This is a genomic window from Nocardia transvalensis (assembly GCF_015477765.1).
GTDB classification, from domain to species: Bacteria; Actinomycetota; Actinomycetes; order Mycobacteriales; family Mycobacteriaceae; genus Nocardia; species Nocardia transvalensis_A.
Genome location: NZ_JADLQQ010000007.1, coordinates 525,216 through 542,697, shown reverse-complemented (window position 1 = coordinate 542,697; position 17,482 = coordinate 525,216). Strand labels below are relative to the sequence as shown.

The 17,482-nt window shown below is 70.6% G+C and carries 6 protein-coding genes; 1 reads left to right on the top strand and 5 read right to left on the bottom strand.

What is annotated here, in order from left to right:
- Positions 1-33: 33 nt before the first annotated feature.
- Complete coding sequence (locus IU452_RS23265; protein WP_195111218.1) at positions 34-360, bottom strand: hypothetical protein; 327 nt, start codon at positions 358-360, stop codon at positions 34-36.
- A 196-nt stretch (positions 361-556) separates the two neighbouring features.
- Between IU452_RS23265 and IU452_RS23260 the strand changes: the two genes are divergently transcribed.
- Positions 557-895 (top strand): RNA polymerase-binding protein RbpA, encoded by a 339-nt coding sequence (locus tag IU452_RS23260; protein WP_195111217.1) that lies wholly within the window; start codon positions 557-559, stop codon positions 893-895.
- 178 nt (positions 896-1,073) lie between these two features.
- On the opposite strand, the gene lipB is transcribed toward IU452_RS23260, so the two are convergent.
- The 4 genes from lipB to IU452_RS23240 form a co-directional block, all read right to left on the bottom strand.
- Positions 1,074-1,745: a lipoyl(octanoyl) transferase LipB gene (lipB, locus tag IU452_RS23255; RefSeq protein ID WP_324192773.1), complete on the bottom strand. Its 672-nt coding sequence runs from the start codon at positions 1,743-1,745 to the stop codon at positions 1,074-1,076.
- A gap of 24 nt (positions 1,746-1,769) precedes the next feature.
- Positions 1,770-2,558, bottom strand: a complete 789-nt coding sequence (locus IU452_RS23250; RefSeq protein ID WP_324192786.1) for an ABC transporter permease — start codon at positions 2,556-2,558, stop codon at positions 1,770-1,772.
- A gap of 83 nt (positions 2,559-2,641) precedes the next feature.
- On the bottom strand, positions 2,642-3,631 hold the full coding sequence (locus IU452_RS23245; protein ID WP_195111216.1) for an ATP-binding cassette domain-containing protein: 990 nt from the start codon (positions 3,629-3,631) through the stop codon (positions 2,642-2,644).
- A complete protein-coding gene (locus tag IU452_RS23240) occupies positions 3,628-17,481 on the bottom strand; it encodes a non-ribosomal peptide synthetase (protein ID WP_195111215.1) in 13,854 nt (4,617 codons plus the stop codon). Before IU452_RS23240 ends, IU452_RS23245 begins: the two co-directional genes overlap by 4 nt.
- Position 17,482: the final 1 nt, after the last annotated feature.

Below are 17,482 nucleotides of genomic sequence, written 5' to 3'. Positions count from 1 at the left end.
ATCCCTGCGCTGGGCAGGGTGCCCGACACGCCCTCAGCGCAGCCGCTCGGCGTCCTTGGTCAGGGTCACCACCGCCTCGGCCAGGCGGGCCAGTTCCGCCGAATCGGCACCCTCGGCGACCGCGGTGGCCACATCCTCGGCCGCGCAGCGCGCGGCGAACCAGCGATCGGCCAGATCGGCGGCCTCCTGCGCGCTGAGCACCACCGCATCCTCGGGAATCCCGGTGCCCTCCAGCCCTTTCCGATGTTCGTAGGCCCGTTGGCGGCACGATTGCCGGCAGTAGCGGCGGCGGCGCCCGAGCTCGGATTCGGCGATCTCGCGCCCACACCACAGACAGGACGACAGCACACGGCGCGGCATGACCCGACACCTTAACGGCCCCGCGCCGCGGCGTGGGCTGGGCGCGCCGAACGAACCGGCGGCCGGAGGCGGACACACACCCACCTCATCGTTCCGAGTAAAATGATGGGGTTGACCGTCGCCGGGAACTGTTATAGAGCATGGCGCGTTCACACACAGTAGAGCGTTGCCGACAGGCTAGAGAGGACCGCACACCATGGCAGATCGCGTACTCCGAGGCAGCCGGCTCGGAGCGGTGAGCTACGAGACCGACCGCGACCACGACCTGGCGCCGCGTCGGGTGGCGCGGTACCGGACCGAGAACGGCGAGGAATTCGATGTTCCCTTCGCCGACGACGCCGAGATCCCCGCGACCTGGCTGTGCCGCAACGGCCAGGAGGGCGTGCTGATCGAGGGCACCACCCAGGAGCCCAAGAAGACCAAGCCGCCGCGCACGCACTGGGACATGCTGCTCGAACGGCGCAGCAAGGACGAGCTCGAGGAGCTGCTGCAGGAGCGTCTGGAGCTGCTCAAGACCCGCCGCGGGCGCGCGTAGGGGCATCGGCCCCGGCGAAAAGCACGCCGGGGACAAGGTATCCGGGGACGCCGGGGACAAGGTAACCCGGGACGCCGGGGACAAGGTAACCCGGGACACCGGGGACACGATAAAGGGATGCCGCCTTCACCGGATCCGGTGAAGGCGGCATTTTCGTGCCGGTGAGACGCCCGCGGCCTCACAGCACCGACAGCGCCTCGGCGACCGCATCGCGCACGGCGGCCGGGGACGGCAATGGCAGGCCCTGTTCGTCGGCCAGCTCGCGCAGCGACACCATCGCCACATCCGGCAGCCCGCAGGCCACGAATTCGCGGAACGGCCGCATATCCGGATCGACGTTGAGTGCGAACCCGTGACTGGTCACCCCGCCGCGGATGCGCAACCCGATCGAGGCGATCTTGCGATGATCGGGCGTCCACACCCCCACCAGGCTCGCCGCCCCCGCCGGGGTCTCGCGGCGCACGGTCTCGAATCCCAGCGTCGCCAGCGCCCGCACCAGTCCGGTCTCCACCCAGTGCACGATGTCCACCGGACCACGCCCGTTCAAGCCCACGACGAGATAGCCGATGAGCTGGCCCGGCGCGTGATAGGTGGCCAGACCCCCGCGATCCACCGCGACCAGCGGAATATCTTCTCGCACAGGCAGATCCGCGAGTGGGGTCACCCGCCCGTAGGTGATCACCGGCGGATGCTCCAGCAGATACAGCCGATCCCCGACCTCCCCCGCGCGGCGTGCCAGCACCCACTGCGTCATCTCGTCGAGCGCCTGCTGATAGGGCACCAGCCCCAGATCGACGCGCTGCACCACCCGCGGCGGCGCCGTTGTCCCCGACTCCGAACCTCCGTTCACCGCATCATGTTACGCCGCCCACCGTCAGTGGCTGGCCACCTTGCGGTACTGCAGCAGCGCCAGCGGGACCGCCACCGCCAAGATCCCCAGCGAGCAGTAGACCGCATACTCCACGCAATGCTCGGCGGCCCAGCCGTGCGGCGGCGCGAACGTGGGCGGCGCGCCGTTGTCGAACAGTTTGCGTCCGGCCGCCGACACCGCGGTGATCGGATTCCATTCCGCGAACGTGCGCAGCGGCCCCGGCAGGGAGTCGGCGGAGATGAACGCCGAGGAGATGAACGTGAGCGGGAACATCCAGATCAGCCCGGCGCTCTGGGCCACCTCCACCGTCGGCGACAGCAGCCCGGTCAGCGCACCCACCCACGACATGGCGAAGGCGAACAGCAGGATCACCCCGAACGCCAGCGCGGCATCGGCCATCGTGCCGTTGATCTGCCAGCCCACCACATAGCCGCAGCCGACCATCACCGCCAATGCCAGCACGTTGACCACCAGATCCGACAGGGTGCGGCCCATCAGCACCGCCAACCGCGACATGGGCAGGGTGCGCATCCGGTCGATGATGCCCTTCTGCAGATCGTTGGCCAGCCCCACGGTGGTGAAGGCGGCGTTGAACGCCACGGTCTGGGTGAAGATCCCGGCCAGCAGGAACTCCCGATACTGCGCACCGCCCAGCGATTCGGCGAAGATGTAGGCGAAGACGAACACGAACATCAGCGGCTGGATCGTCGCGGTCACCAGCAGGGTCGGCACCCGCAGAATCGTCAGCAGATTGCGGTAGGCGACGATGGCGCTGTCGCGAAAAACCCGCACCGGCGCGGAGATTCGCGCGACCCGCGCGGCGGCATCTGGCGGGGTGGCCGGGCCGGGCTCGGCGACCGCCAGCTCTGCGGTACTCACGACATGATCTCCTCTGCAACGTCGTCGGTTTCGGGTTCGGCTGGTGTCCCGGCCCCCGCGCCGGTCAGGGCCAGGAAAACCTCGTCGAGGCTCGGGCGGTGCACAGTGGCATCCACCACGCACACCCCGGCGTCGTCGAGGCGGCGCAGGGCCTCGACCATGGTCCGCGAGCCGTCGCCCACCACGATCGACACCTCCTCGGTGCCGACCTCGTGGGCGGGTTCGCCCAGACCCACCTGCGCCAGCACCGCCATCGCCGGTGCCGGATCCTGTCCGGCCGCCAAGGTCACGGTGAGCCGGTCGCCACCGATGGCGGTCTTCAACTCGTCGGCCGATCCGCGCGCGATCACCCGGCCCCGGTCGATCACGGTGATCCGGTCGGCCAGTTGATCGGCCTCCTCCAGGTACTGGGTGGTCAGCAGCACGGTGGTGCCGTCGTCGACCAGTTCGCCGATCACCCGCCACATGTCCAGGCGGCCCCGCGGATCCAGGCCGGTGGTCGGTTCGTCGAGCACCACCACCGGCGGGCGCGCGACCAGGGCACCGGCCAGATCCAGTCGCCGTGCCATCCCACCGGAGTAGGTGCTCGCGCGACGATCGGCCGCGTGCTCGAGACCCAGGGCGGCCAGCAGTTCGGTGGCCCGGGCCGCGGCCTGCTTGTGGTTCATCCCGTACAGCCGCGCCACCATCCGCAGGTTCTCGAACCCGGACAGATTGGCATCCACCGCCGCGTACTGACCCGACAGGCCGATGCGGGTGCGGGCCCGCGCCGGATCGCGCAGGACGTCCACCCCCGTCACCCGCACCCGGCCCTTGGTCGGTTTGAGCAGTGTGGTGACGATCCGCACCGTGGTCGTCTTCCCGGCGCCGTTGGGGCCCAGCAGACCCATCACCGTGCCCGTCGGTATCTCCAGGTCGATCCCGTCGAGCACGCGGGCACGGCCGTAGCACTTCACCAGATCCGCGACCTCCACCGCCAAGCTCACTTCGTCTCCTTCGGGTCGTCGGCGCGGGAAGCGTTGCCGCCCAGGTGGTCTCGCAGCACCGGGCCGATGACGGCCAGCGCCTCCGGGGTGGTCATGCCGGAATGCCGGCACCGCACCTTCTGATCGTGGATCGCACCGGTCACATACGGCTCCCAGGCCTGCGCGCGGCGGGTGGGGTCGGCCCGATTGATCTCGTCGTCGGCGGCGGTGAAGAACAGCAGGTCGCCGTCGAAGACGCGGGGCCGGAAACCGTGTGCCAGCAACGCGCCGTTGGCGTAGCCGGTGTAGAGCCGCTGCAGATGTTCCACGGTCAGCGCCGCGAACGGGCCGGGCCGGTTGCGCAGCAGCTCAGCCGCGTCCTGCAGGGTCAGGCGCGGATCGACGGCATGGTCGCCGCCGAGCAGATCGCTGCCGAATTCGCCGATGATGTCGGCCACTCCGGGAATGGCGTGCTCGAGCCATTCGTCGGACAACCGGTAGCTGTCCATCATCGCCAGCAGCGCCACCCGCTCCCCCGCCGCCTGCAACTGCACCGCGATCTCGTGGGCGATCAACCCGCCCAGCGACCAGCCCAGCAGATGGTAGGGGCCCTGCGGCTGCACCGAACGAATATGGGCCACATAGTCTTCGGCGGCCGCCACGATCGAGCTGTGATCGTCGCCGCCGCCCACGTGCGGCGCCTGCAGCCCGTACACCGGCCGGTCGGCGGGCAGATGCGCCAGCAGACCCGAATAGCACCACGCCAGCCCGATCGCCGGATGCACGCAGAACAGCGGTGGCACAACGGGATCGATCCCCGAGCCGCCAGCATTAGTCCCCGAGCCACCGACATTATTCCCGGAGCCACCAACACTATTCCCGGAGCCACCAACACTATTCCCCGAGCCACCAACACTATTCCCCGAGCCGCTAGGCGAGGGGCGGATGGCCAGCACCGGCTGCACGGCGGCCGAGAGCAGATCGCCCGCCGAGGCCGCCAGCCGCCGCGCGATGGCCGCCGGGGTGGATTCGCCGAACATCGTCTGCACCGGCAGTTCGATCCCGGCCGCCCGCACGTGCGCGACCACCTTGGTCGCCAGCAGCGAATTGCCGCCCAGGTCGAAGAAGCCGTCGTCGGCGCCGACGGTCTGCACGCCCAGCACCTCGGCGAAGGCCGCGCACAGCGCCGCCTCCACCGGCGTCGACGGCGCCCGGTATGCGCGTTCGGCGCCGAACACCGGTTCGGGCAACGCTTTTCGATCCAGCTTGCCGACCGGGGTCAGCGGCACCGCATTCAGCAGCGTGATCGACTGGGGCACCATGTAATTGGGCACCAGCTCGGCGACGTGCGCGGTCAGCTCGGCCACCGTGGGGTCGGTGCCGCGGCGCGGTTTCACATACGACACCAGCGCCGTGGAACCGGCCGGGGTGCGGTAGCCCATGGTGGTCACGAACTCGACGGCGGGGTGACGTGCCAGCGCCGCATCGATCTCGCCGAGTTCGATGCGGAAACCACGGATCTTGACCTGGTGGTCGGTGCGCCCGACGTAGTCCAGCTCCCGGCGCCCGTCGTGTTCGACCCAGCGCACCAGATCGCCCGTGCGGTACATCCGTTCGCCCGGTTTGCCGAACGGGTTGGCGACGAACCGCTGCGCGGTCAGCCCCGGCCGGTGCAGGTAGCCGCGGGCCAGCGCCGGACCGGCCAGATACAGCTCACCGGTCACCCCGACCGGCGCCGGATGCAGCCGCGCGTCCAGCACCGTCGCGTGCACGCCGCGGATCGGGCCGCCGATGGTGATCGGCCCGCCGGGCACCATCGGCGGCGAGATCACCGTGACGATGGTCGTTTCCGTCGGCCCGTAGGCGTTGTACAGCTTGCGGTCGCTCGCGTCGGCGCCCCAGCGCGCGACCAGATCCGGCGGCAGCGCCTCACCGCCGACCAGCACGTGGCGCATCTCGGTGATGCCGCTGGGGTCCACCGTGCCCAGCGCGGAGGTGGTGATGAAGGCGTGGGTGACGCGCTCGGAGATCAGCACCTTCGCCAGCTCGGCGCCGCCGTACACCCCCGGCGGGGCGATCACCAGCGTCGCCGCCCCACCCAGCGCCAGCAGCAGATCCAGCATGGCCGCATCGAAACTCGGGGTGGCGAAGTGCAGGACGCGGCAGCCGGGCCGCACCTCGAACCGCTGGGCGGTCTCGGCGGCGAAATTCGACAGGCCGCCGTGGGTGACCACCACCCCCTTGGGCACACCGGTCGAGCCGGAGGTGTAGATCACGTACGCCGGGTTGTCCATCCGCAGCGGGACCGGTCGCTCCTCGGGGGTGATCGGCGCATCGGAGGTGCGCAGCACCCGGCGACGGAACGAGGGCGCGTCCAGCACCGTCCAATTGGCGCCGTCGGGCATGCGGTCGCGATGCGCCGACAACGTGATCCCCAGCGTCGCACCGGAATCGGTGAGCATATGCGCGATCCGATGCTCGGGATAGCCGGGATCGATCGGCACGAACGCCGCACCGGCCTTGGCGACCGCCAGCGTCACCGCCACCGATTCCGCCGATCGCGGAATGCCCAGGGCCACCAGCGTTTCCGGGCCGACGCCGAGCGAGATCAGCACCCGGGCCAGCCGGTTGGTCCACCGGTCCAGGGCGTCGTAGGTGATCTGGGTGCCGTCGCAGCGCAACGCCACCGCCTGCCGATCCACCGCCACGGCGGCCTCGAACACCTCCGGGAAAGTGAAGGGGCGATCGGCCGTCGCCCCGCGTACCGGGGCCAGACTCGACCATTCGGCGGCGTCGAGCAGCTCCAGATCCCCCACCGGCAGCGTCGGATTCGCCGCGGCGGCGGTCAGCAGCCGGGCCAGGCGGTTGCCGAGCCGGGCCGCGGTCGCCTCGTCGAACAGGTCGCGGGCGAAGGTGACCGACACGGTGAGCCCGTCCGGAGCCCGCTCGGTCACGGCCTCCGACCCACCCTGCGTCCAGGATTCGGTGACGGTGAATTGCAGATCGAATTTCGCGATGCCCGGATCGGCGTCGCGGGCCTCGATGCGCAGCTCCGGCAGCTCCAGCGCCCGCGCCGGCTGATTGCGCACCGACAGCATCACCTGGAACATCGGGTGATGCGACTGTGAGCGAACGGGATTGAGCACCTCCACCAGCCGCTCGAACGGGACGTCGGCGTGCGCGAATGCCTCCACATCGGTGTCGCGCACCGACTTCAGCAGCTCGGTGAACGGGGTGCTGCCGTCCAGGCGGGTGCGCAGCACCAGGGTGCCGACGAACATGCCGATCATCGGATCCAGTGCCGGATGCCCGCGCCCGGCGATCGGGGTGCCCACCGTGATGTCGTCACCGGCGGTGAGCCGATGCAGCAATGCCGCCAGCGCCGCATGCAGCACCATGAACATCGTGACGCCGTGGCGGCTCGCCAGGGCCTGCAGTTCCCGGTGGGTGAGCGCGTCGATCGTGCAGTCGACCGTGCCGCCGCGGTAGCTGGGGGTGGGTGGGCGCGGCCGGTCCGCGGGCACGGCCAGCAGTTCCGGAATCCCGTCCAGGGTGCGCCGCCAGTAGTCGAGCTGGCGGCTGACGGTGGAGTCGGGATCGTCCTCGCGCCCGAGGATTTCGCGCTGCCACAGCGTGTAGTCGGCGTACTGCACCGGCAGCTCCGCCCAGTCGGGCTCGGTCCCGGCCCGGTGCGCCCGGTAGGCGGCGGCCACGTCTGCGGCCAGCGGTTCCAGCGACCAGCCGTCCATCGCGATGTGATGCACCACCAGCACCAGCACGTGGTCGTCGGGGGCCAGCCGCAGCAGCCGCGCCCGCACCGGAACGGTTGTGCCCAAATCGAATCCGAGGGTGGCCAGGCGGGTCACCTCGGCCTCGACCTGCTCCTCGGCGATGTCGGTGACGGTCAGCTCGACGGCCGCCTCGGCCGGGTCGAGCACGCGCTGGAACGGTTCGCCCTCCAATTCCGGGAACACCGTGCGCAGCGTCTCGTGCCGCTCCTGCACCGCGTGCAGCGCGGCCTGCAGGGCCGCCACGTCCAGCTCGCCGCGCAGCCGCAGCGCGACCGGAACGTTGTAGACGCCCGCGGCCTCGCCGCGGGGCCGATTGAACCGTTCGAGGAACCACAGCCGGCGCTGGGCCGCCGACAGCGGCACCCGCTGCGGCCGCGCCCGCCTCCGCAGCTGCGGGCCGGCGTCGGTGCCGCCCCCGGCCTCGAGCAGGGTCGCCAGTTCGGCCACGGTCGGCGCGGCGAACACCGTCCGCACCTGCAGCCGCGTGCCGGTGGCCGCGCCCAGACGGGCCACCAATTGCGTTGCCAGCAGCGAATTCCCGCCGACGTCGAAGAAGCTGTCCTCGGCGCCGACCGATTCGGCACCCACCAGCTCGGCCATCACCGACGCCACCAGCCGCTCGGCGTCGGTCTCCGGTTTCCGCGCGACGGTGGCCACCGGTTGCGGTTGCGGCAGGGCCGCGCGGTCGAGCTTGCCGACCGGCGTGAGCGGAATCCGGTCCAGCACGGTGATACTGCCGGGCACCATGTGCGCGGGCAGCTGGGTGGCCACATGGGCGCGCAGCTGGTCGGTGTCGACACCGGCGCGCGCCTCGGCGGGCAGCACATACGACACCACCCGTTCGACACCGGCGATCTCCCGAACCTCGGTGTGGGCGAACCGGACCGCCGGATGCGTGGCCAGCACCTCGCTGATCTCACCCAGCTCGATCCGGAACCCGCGCACCTTCACCTGGTGATCGCTGCGGCCCAGATACACGATCTCGCCGCGATCGTTCCAGCGCACCACGTCGCCGGTGCGGTACATCCGCCCGCCCTCCGGGCCGTACGGGTCGGCGACGAACCGGGTTGCGGTGAGCCCGAACCGATCCAGATAGCCGCGGGCCACGCCCTGCCCGCCCAGATACAGTTCGCCCGGCACGCCGATCGGCACCGGCCGCAGCCGCTCGTCGAGCACCAGGGCCCGCGCGCCGCGCACGAGGGTGCCGATGGTGATCGGCCCGCCCACCACCAACTGCTCGGAAATCGTGACCACCACGGTGGTTTCGGTGGGACCGTAGCCGTTGAACATCATCCGGCCCGGCGCCCAGCGGGCCACCAGCTCCGGACCCAGCGCCTCACCGCCCACGACCAGCGACTTCAAATGAGGCAGCGGCCAGCGGCGATGATCGATGGTGGCCAGCGCGGCGGGGGTCATGAAGGTGTGGCTGACCCGCTCGCGGTCCATCAGCGCGGCCAGTTCGTCGCCGCCGTACACATCGGGCGGGCAGATGATCATGGTGGCGCCCGCCCCGACCGACAGCAGCAGATCGAACACCGCCGCATCGAAGCTCGGCGTCGCGAAATGCAAGGTGCGCGAATCGCGTTCGACCCGCATGCGGTCGCGGATCTCGTCGGCGAAGTTGGACAGCCCGCCGTGGGTGATCGCCACCCCCTTCGGCTTACCGGTGGAACCGGAGGTGTAGATGACATATGCCAGATCCGCCGTCCACACGGTGCGGACCCGGTCGGCGTCGGTGACGGTGGCGTCGTCGAGGCCCTCGATCTCGGCCATCAGCTCCGGATCGTCGAGCAGCAGCCACTCGGTGTCGCAGCCACCGGCGGCGGCCTCGCGCAGCCCGACGACATGCGCCGACATCGAAATACCCACGCGGCAGCCGGAATCGGTGAGCATGTGACGGACCCGGTCCGCGGGGTAGTTCGGGTCGACCGGCACGAACGCCGCCCCCGATTTGGCCACCGCCACCATCGTGACCACCGATTCCACCGACCGCGTCAGCCCGAGCGCCACCCGGTCTCCCGCACCCAGGCCGCGCCGGATCAGCGCCCGCGCCAACCGGTTCGAATACCGGTCCACCTCGCCGTAGCTGAGTTCGATCTCGCCGAAGCGCAGCGCGGTCCGCTCGGCGTGCAGATGCGCGGTGGCGGTGAAGTAGTTGGCCAGACTGCACTGCGGGGTGGGCACCGGACCGTAGGCCGGGGTGAGCAGGGCGCGCTCGGAGTCGGTGCGGGCGTCGATGTCGCGCACCCGCACCCGCGGATCGGTGGTGACCGCGCGCAGCACCATCAGCAGCCGCTGCGCCAGCGTCGCCACCGTGTCGTGGTCGAAAAGCTCTACGTCGTAGACGAATTCGAAGCCCCTCCGGACACGGGAGGGATCCTCGGACTCCGGTCCTCGGGGGAGCACCCGCAGCTCCAGGTCGAATTTCGCCAGCGCGATATCCAATTCGGCCGCCGACAACCGCAGCCCCGGCAATTCCAGCGCGGGCGCGGGACCGTCCTGCACGGTCAGCGCCACCTGCAGCAGCGGTCCCGCCGCGCCGCCGCGGCCCAGTTCCTCCACGATCCGGTCGAACGGCAGATCCACATGCGCCATCGCCGCCAGCTCGCCGTCGCGGTCGCGGTGCAGTTGTTCGGCGAAACTGCGGTCCGGGTCGACCTGCGAGCGCAGCACCAGGGTGTTGACAAACATCCCGACCAGCTCGTCGAGGCGGGCGTCGCCGCGCCCGGCGACCGGGGTGCCGACGAGCACGTCGCGGCCGCCGGTGACGATGCGCAGCAACACCGCCAGCGCCGATCGCATCACCATGAACAGGCTCACGCCCTGGGCGCGGGCGAGGTCGTCGAGCTGTCGCTGCAGCGTCTGCGGCACCTCGAAGCGCAGGGTTCCCGCGCGGTGGGTGGGCTGGGCGGGCCGCGGGCGATCGTAGGGCAGCGGCATCCGCTCCGGCAGCTCGGCCAGCGTCTCCCGCCAGAACCGCAGCTGGGCCGCGGCCGGGCTGTCCGGATCGGCGGCGTCGCCGACGTAATCGCGTTGCCACAGGCTGAAATCGGCGTACTGCACCGGCAGCGGCTGCCACGCGGGCGCGGCGCCGCCGTGGCGGGCGGCGTAGGCCAGAGCCAGATCCCGGGTCAGCGGGGCCAGCGACCACCCGTCGGCGGCGATGTGATGCAGCACCACGCCGAGCAGATGGCGCTCGGTGTCGGTGTGCAGCAACACCAGCCGCAGCGGCGTCTCCCGGGTCAGGTCGAAGCCGCCGCGGGCCAGCTCCCCCAGCAGCAGTTGCGCGCCGTCCTCGTCGGTGTCGACCGCCTCCACCTGCGGTGTGCAGCGGTCGGTGTCGAGGACCAGCTGATACGCGCCGGTGCCGCCGTCGGTGTCCTCCGGGAAGATCGTGCGCAGCGGCTCGTGCCGATCGATCAGATCGCCCACCGCCGCCTGCAGGGCCGCCACATCCAGATCGCCGTCGATCGTTATCACGAAAGCGATGTTGTAGGCGCTGGATTCGGGAGAATAGCGGTTGAGGAACCATACGCGCTGCTGCGGCAGCGACAGTGGGATGCGCTCCGGACGCGGGGTGTGCACCGCCAGCGCCACCCGCCGCGTCCGGGGCGCTTCCGCCAGCCGCGCGGCCACACCCGCCACCGTCGGTGCCTCGAAGATCGCGCGCACCGGCAGGTCCACCTCGAATTCGGTGTGCACGGCCACGGTGAGCCGGGTCGCCAGCAGCGAATTGCCGCCGATGTCGAAGAAGCTGTCCTCCGCACCGTTTACCGGATGCCCGAGCACCGCAGCGAAGACGTCGGCCACCCGCCGTTCCAGCTCCGTCTCCGGCGTCCGGGACGGGCCGCTCGCGCCGAACTCCGGTTCCGGCAAGGCTTTTCGATCCAGCTTGCCCGACGGGGTGATCGGCACCTCGTCCAGCACGGTGATCGCGGCGGGCACCATGTAGCCGGGCAGCCGCTGCCTGGCGGTGTCGAGTACCGCCGCCGGGTCCACGCTGTCCTCGGCGAGGATGTAGGAGGCCAGCCGGGAGCTGCCGCGGTCGCCGGTGTGCACGACGGTGAGGGCGAAGCGCACCCCCGGATGTTCGCGCAGCACGTGATCGATCTCGCGCAGCTCGATGCGGAAGCCGCGGATCTTCACCTGATCGTCGGCGCGGCCGAGGAACCGCAGCTGCCCGGCCGCGTCGGCGACCACCAGATCGCCGGTGCGGTACATGCGTTCCCCGCGGCGCCCGTGCGGATTGGCCGGGAATCGCCCCGCGGTCAGCCCGGCCCGGCCCAGATAGCCGCGGGCCAGGCCCGGTCCCGACAGATACAGCTCACCGGGTACACCCGGCGGCACCGGATGCAACCGCCCGTCCAGGACGAACAGCCGCATCCCGCGCACCGGCAGCCCGATCGGCACCGGCCGCCCCGCCGCCATCGGCCCGGTGGCGGTGGCCGCGACGGTCGCCTCCGACGGACCGTACATGTTGTGCATGCGGTGCCCGGCGGTCCAGGTCGCCACCAGTTCCTCCGGGCAGGCGTCGCCGCCGACGATGACCGCCTCGAGGTCGCCGAGTCCGTCCGGGGACACCGTGGCCAGCGCGGCCGGGGTGACGAAGGCATGGGTCACCCGTTCCTCGCGCAGCAGCTGCGCCAGTTCGGCGCCGCCGTACATCCCCGCCGGGGCCACCACGATGGTGGCGCCCGCGGCGAATCCGAGCAGCAGCTCCAGCACAGACGCGTCGAACGACGGCGATGAGAAGTGCAGGGTGCGTGCGGAATCGGTGACACCGAACAGATGCATCTGCTCGTGCGCCAGCGACGCCAGACCGGCGTGGGTGACCACGACCGCCTTCGGGGTGCCGGTGGAGCCGGAGGTGTAGATGAGGTAGGCGGGGTGCGCGATCCGCAGCGGATGGTGCCGGTCGGCGTCGGTGACCGGGGCATCGGAGAACCGGGCGAGTCCGGCGGCGAGGGCGTCCGAACCCATCAGCAGCCAGTCCACGTACTGCTTGCGATGGCGGCCGCGGCGCACCGGCCAGTCCGGCATCGCGGTGTGGCACTGCGCATTCGTCAGCCCGAGCATGGCCCCGGAATCCGACAGCATGTGCGCGATCCGCTCGGCCGGATAGTCCGGATCGATCGGCACGTAGGCGGCGCCGGTCTTGGCGACCGACCAGACGGCGAGGATCGAATCCAGCCCGCGCGGCAGCGCGATCGCCACCACCACCTCCGGTCCGGCACCGTGCTCGATCAGCACGCGCGCCAACCGGTTCGACATCTCGTCCAGTTCCCGGTAGGTGGTGTCGCGGCCGAGGTAACGCACCGCGACCGCGTCGGGCAGCCGTTCGGCGGTCTCGGTGAGCAGCCGCGCCAGGGTGACCTGCGGTTCGCCGGGCGCGCCCATGATCGGCACCAGCTTCCCGGTCTCGCGGGCATCGAGAATGCTCAGATCGCCGACGGGCACGCCGGGCGCGGCGACCGCGGCGGTCAGCAGCTGCACGAACCGGCGGGCGATCGCCTCCACCGACGCCTGATCGAAAACGTCCGTGGCGTACCCGAATTCGGCGCTCAGCGGGCCGTCCTCGGCCGGGGCGGCCGCGGATTCGGTACGACCGGGGTCGGATTCGTGCACCGTCAGCTGCAGATCGAATTTGGTGACCCCGATATCCAGCGGCAGCACCCGCGCCGAGACGCCGGGCAGGTCGATCTGCAGGTCGGGAGTGCCCTCGTAGGACAGCATCACCTGGAACAGCGGATGGCGCCCGGCGTCGCGGGCCGGGTTGACCACCTCCACCAGCCGTTCGAAGGGCACATCGGAGTTGGCGAACGCGTCCAGGTCGGTTTCGCGCACCCGGTCGAGCATCCGGTCGAATCCGGCGGCGAGATCGACCCGGGTGCGCAGCACCAAGGTGTTGACGAACATGCCGACCAGCTCGTCCAGCGCCGGATCCGAACGTCCGGCGATCGGGGTGCCGATGGTGATGTCGCTCGTATTGCACAGCCGCGCCAGCAGACTCGCCAGCGCCGCATGCAACACCATGAATGTCGACACCCCGCGGTCGGCGGCCAGGGCGGCGACCGCGCGGCGGGTGGCGGCGGGGATGGTGAATCGCACCCGCCCGCCCGCGGCGCTGCGCTGCAGCGGCCGCGGCCGGTCCAGCGGCAGGTCGAGTTGGTCGGGCAGATCGGCCAGCGCGGCCCGCCAGTAGGCGAGCTGGCGCGACAGGGCGCTGCCGGGATCGGTTTCGTCGCCGAGCAACTCGCGCTGCCACAGCGCGAAGTCGGCGTACTGCACCGGCAGCGGCGTCCACGCCGGGGCCTGCCCGCCCGCGCGGGCGGCCACCGCGGCCATCAGATCCCGCGCCAGCGGCGCCACCGACCAGCCGTCGCCGCAGATGTGGTGCAGCACAACGAGAAAGACGTACTGCTGCGGTCCGGCGGTATACAGCGCCACCCGGATCGGTGCCTGGCTGCGCAGATCGAAGCCGTACCCGGCGTATTCGGTGGCCAGCGCCAGCGCGTCGGCACCGGTCGCGTCGATCGGCTCGAGGGTCAGCGGGATCTCCGCGGCCGGATGCACGACCTGCGTCGGACCTTCCGGAGAGTCGGGGAAGGTGGTGCGCAGGCTCTCGTGCCGGTCCAGGACGTCGAGCAGACCCGCCCGCAACGCATCCAGATCCAGCGGGCCGGTGAGCTCCACCGCCAGCGGCATGTTGTAGGCCGAGGCGTGTTCGGCGAACCGGTTCAGGATCCACAACCGCTGCTGCGCCAGCGACAGCGGGATGTGCTCCGGGCGGGCGGCGGCCACCAGTCGCGGCGAGGAGGTGTCCGGGTTGTGGGTGTCGAGCCGGGCGGCCAACGCGGCGACCGTCGCCGACTCGAACAGGTCCCGGATGCTCAGCCCCGCCGCGAGGGTGGCGTTGATGCGCGCCACCGCCCGCGCCGCCGACAGCGAATTGCCGCCGAGTTCGAAGAAGCTGTCCTCGACATCGATGTCGTCGACGCCCAGGACCTCGGTGAACACGGCCGCCAGCCGCCGCTCCACCTCGGTGCGCGGACCGGCGGCGGCGCGGGCCGCCCGGCGCGGGCCGAGTTCCGGTGCGGGCAGGGCCTTGCGGTCGACCTTGCCGTTGGGATTGAGCGGTAGCTCGTCGAGCACGATCAGATGGGCGGGAATCATATAGCTCGGCAGGCGGCGGCGCAGGTCGCCGGTCAGCTCCCCGGTGTCCAGTGCGGCGCCGGGCGTGGCCACCACGTAGCCGACCAGTTCATCGCCGCCGGGACCGGCGTGCGCGACGCAGATCGCCCGCGCCACCCGGGCGTCGGCCAGCAGGGCAGCCTCGATATCGCCGAGTTCGATGCGCAGGCCGCGGATCTTGACCTGAAAGTCGGTACGACCCAGGTATTCCAGCACGCCGCCGGTCGAATCCACCCGCCAGCGCACCAGATCGCCGGTCCGGTACATGCGGGCCCCACCCGCATGTACCGCCTGATCGGGGCCCTCGCCCGCCTTGGTAACCCCGAAGGGGTTGGCCACGAACCGTTCCGCGGTCAGGCCCGGCCGTCCCAGATATCCGCGTGCCAACTGCACGCCCGCCAGATACAGCTCGCCCACCACACCCGGCGGCACCGGCCGCAACCGCTCGTCGAGCACATACACCTGCGTGTTCCAGATCGGTGCGCCGATCGGCACGCTGCCCTCGTCCGGCGTGCACGTCCAGGCGGTGACGTCGACCGCGGCCTCGGTCGGGCCGTACAGGTTGTGCAGCTGCGGGGTCGAATGCAGGCGGTCGGGGGTGGGCGGGTGGGAAGGCGATACAGCGGCATGGAAATCGCGCACGGTCGCCGCGGGCAGCGCCTCACCGCTGCAGAACACCCGGCGCAGTGCGGTGCAGCCGCTCAGGTCGGTGTCGGTGACGAACACCGACAGCATCGACGGCACGAAATGCGCTGTGGTGACCCCCTTCTCGGCGATCAGCCCGGCCAGGTAGGCGGGATCTCGGTGGCCGTCGGGGGCGGCGATCACCAGCCGCGCCCCGATCTGCAAGGGCCAGAAGAACTCCCACACCGACACATCGAAGGTGGCGGGTGTCTTCTGCAGCACCACATCGGTGGCGTCGAGGGGATATTCGTGCTGCATCCAGCGCAGCCGGTTGACGATGGCGGCATGCGAGACGCCGACGCCCTTGGGCTGTCCGGTCGACCCGGAGGTGAAGATCACATACGCCAGGTGGTCCGACCGCAGCCGGGCCCGGCGGTCACGATCGGTCACCGGGGCCGCGCCGAACCGGGACAGGTCCACGGTGTCGATATCGAGCCGCTCGACCGTTCCCGGCAGCGTGAGTCCATCACGCTCGACGCTCAGCACGCACAGCGGCCGCGCCTGCGCGAGGATGTGGCCGGTGCGTTCGGCCGGATGATCGGGATCCAGCGGCAGATACGCCGCCCCGGCCTGCACGATCGCATACATGCCGACCACCAGGTCGATGCTGCGCCGAATCGCCAGGCCCACCACCGTATCCGGGCCCGCGCCGCGCTCGATCAGCAGCCGCGCCAGCCGATTGGCCCGCTCGCTCAGCTCGGTGTAGGTCAGCGTCTCGTCACCGAATTCCAGCGCGACGGCGTGCCCGCAGGCCGCCGCCCGGTCGGCGAACAGCCCGGTCAGGGTGCCTTCCTGGCGCGCGACCGCCGTCGAATTCCACTGCCGCAGCACCAGATCCCGCTCGGCGTCGGTGATGACCGGGATCGACGCCACCGCCGTATCCGGGTCCGCCGCCAGGAACCGGTCCAGGAAATCCAGGAAGCGACCGTGATGGGCGGCCAGTTCGGCGGCGCCGTAGAGCTGCGGGTTGGCCTCGAAATCGAGGTGGATGCGGTTGCCCGCGCCGTTGTAGAGGTTGACCGACAGATCCTCGACCGGGCCGGTGGACAGCACGTTCAGCGATCCGGTGAGGCTGCCGAATTTCAGCTCGCTGTGGAACAGCATGATGTTGACCATCGGCCCGAAGAAACCCCGTGCGTCGCGGGAGTAGCCGCAGTCGCGGCGGATGTCGTCGTGGCGATAGCGCTGGTGCTGCAGCGCGCCGAGGAGCTGCAATCCCGTGGCGCCCACCACGTCGCGGATCGCCGTGCTCTCCTCGAAACGCAGCCGAATCGGCACTACATTCGACACCACGCCCGCCGAGCGGCGCAGCGCCGCCGTGGTACGCGCCGACATCGGCAGGCTCAGCACCACATCCGGATGACCGGTAGCCGCGCGCACGTAGCAGGCCAGCGCGGCCACGAACAGGGTCGCTCGATGGGTCTCGAATGCCCTCATCACATTCTCCAGCGCCGTCTCCACCGCGGGATCGAGCGTCGCGGCGGCGAGGCGACGACCCGAACTCATCGGCGAGGACCCGCTCCCCGAGGCGGACAGGCTCAACGGCGCGCCGACGCCCTCCAACTGCTCGCGCCAGTATTCGCGGTCGATGTGGAACTGGTCGGAGTCACGGTAGCGGGATTCCTCGGCGTAGATCTCGGCCAGCGGCACGGCGCGCGAGACGGTCGGTTCGGTGTGATTCTCCAGTGCGGTGTAGATCTCCGCGGTGCGCGTGACCGCCTTCATTGCCCCGTAGCCGTCGATGACGATGTGGTGTGCGCGCGCATACCAGATGTAGTCCGAATCCCCGGTTCGCAGAATGGCGCTGGTCATCAACGGGTCACGCTCGATATCGATGGGCGAGCTGGCATCGTGGTTCATCCACCGCAACGCGGCCGCGTGCGGGTCCGCCTCGTGCCGCAGATCGATGCGCGCCCAGCCGGGCCGCCGCGCCGGATCCACGACCTGATGCGGGACCCCATCGATCTCGAGCAGCCGGACGTAGCCGAACTGAGCCTCTGCGCAGGAGCGTTCGATGGCGTAGAGCAGCCGACCCGCGTCGAGGTTGCCGTGAATCTCCACGTACTGCGCGACGGTCAACGGGATGTCGGGGCGGATTCGCTGGGCATACCAGAGGGCGGTCTGCGCGGGCGACAGGGCGAAGGGTTGTGCTGAGAATTCGCCGGAGGAACATTGGTCGACACGATTGCTGGCCAATGAACTCATC

Bases quoted from the DNA above. Each gene is read 5' to 3' on its own strand.
- IU452_RS23265 (WP_195111218.1), bottom strand. From the start codon at position 360: ATGCCGCGCCGTGTGCTGTCGTCCTGTCTGTGGTGTGGGCGCGAGATC.
- IU452_RS23260 (WP_195111217.1), top strand. From the start codon at position 557: ATGGCAGATCGCGTACTCCGAGGCAGCCGGCTCGGAGCGGTGAGCTAC.
- IU452_RS23240 (WP_195111215.1), bottom strand. From the start codon at position 17,481: ATGAGTTCATTGGCCAGCAATCGTGTCGACCAATGTTCCTCCGGCGAA.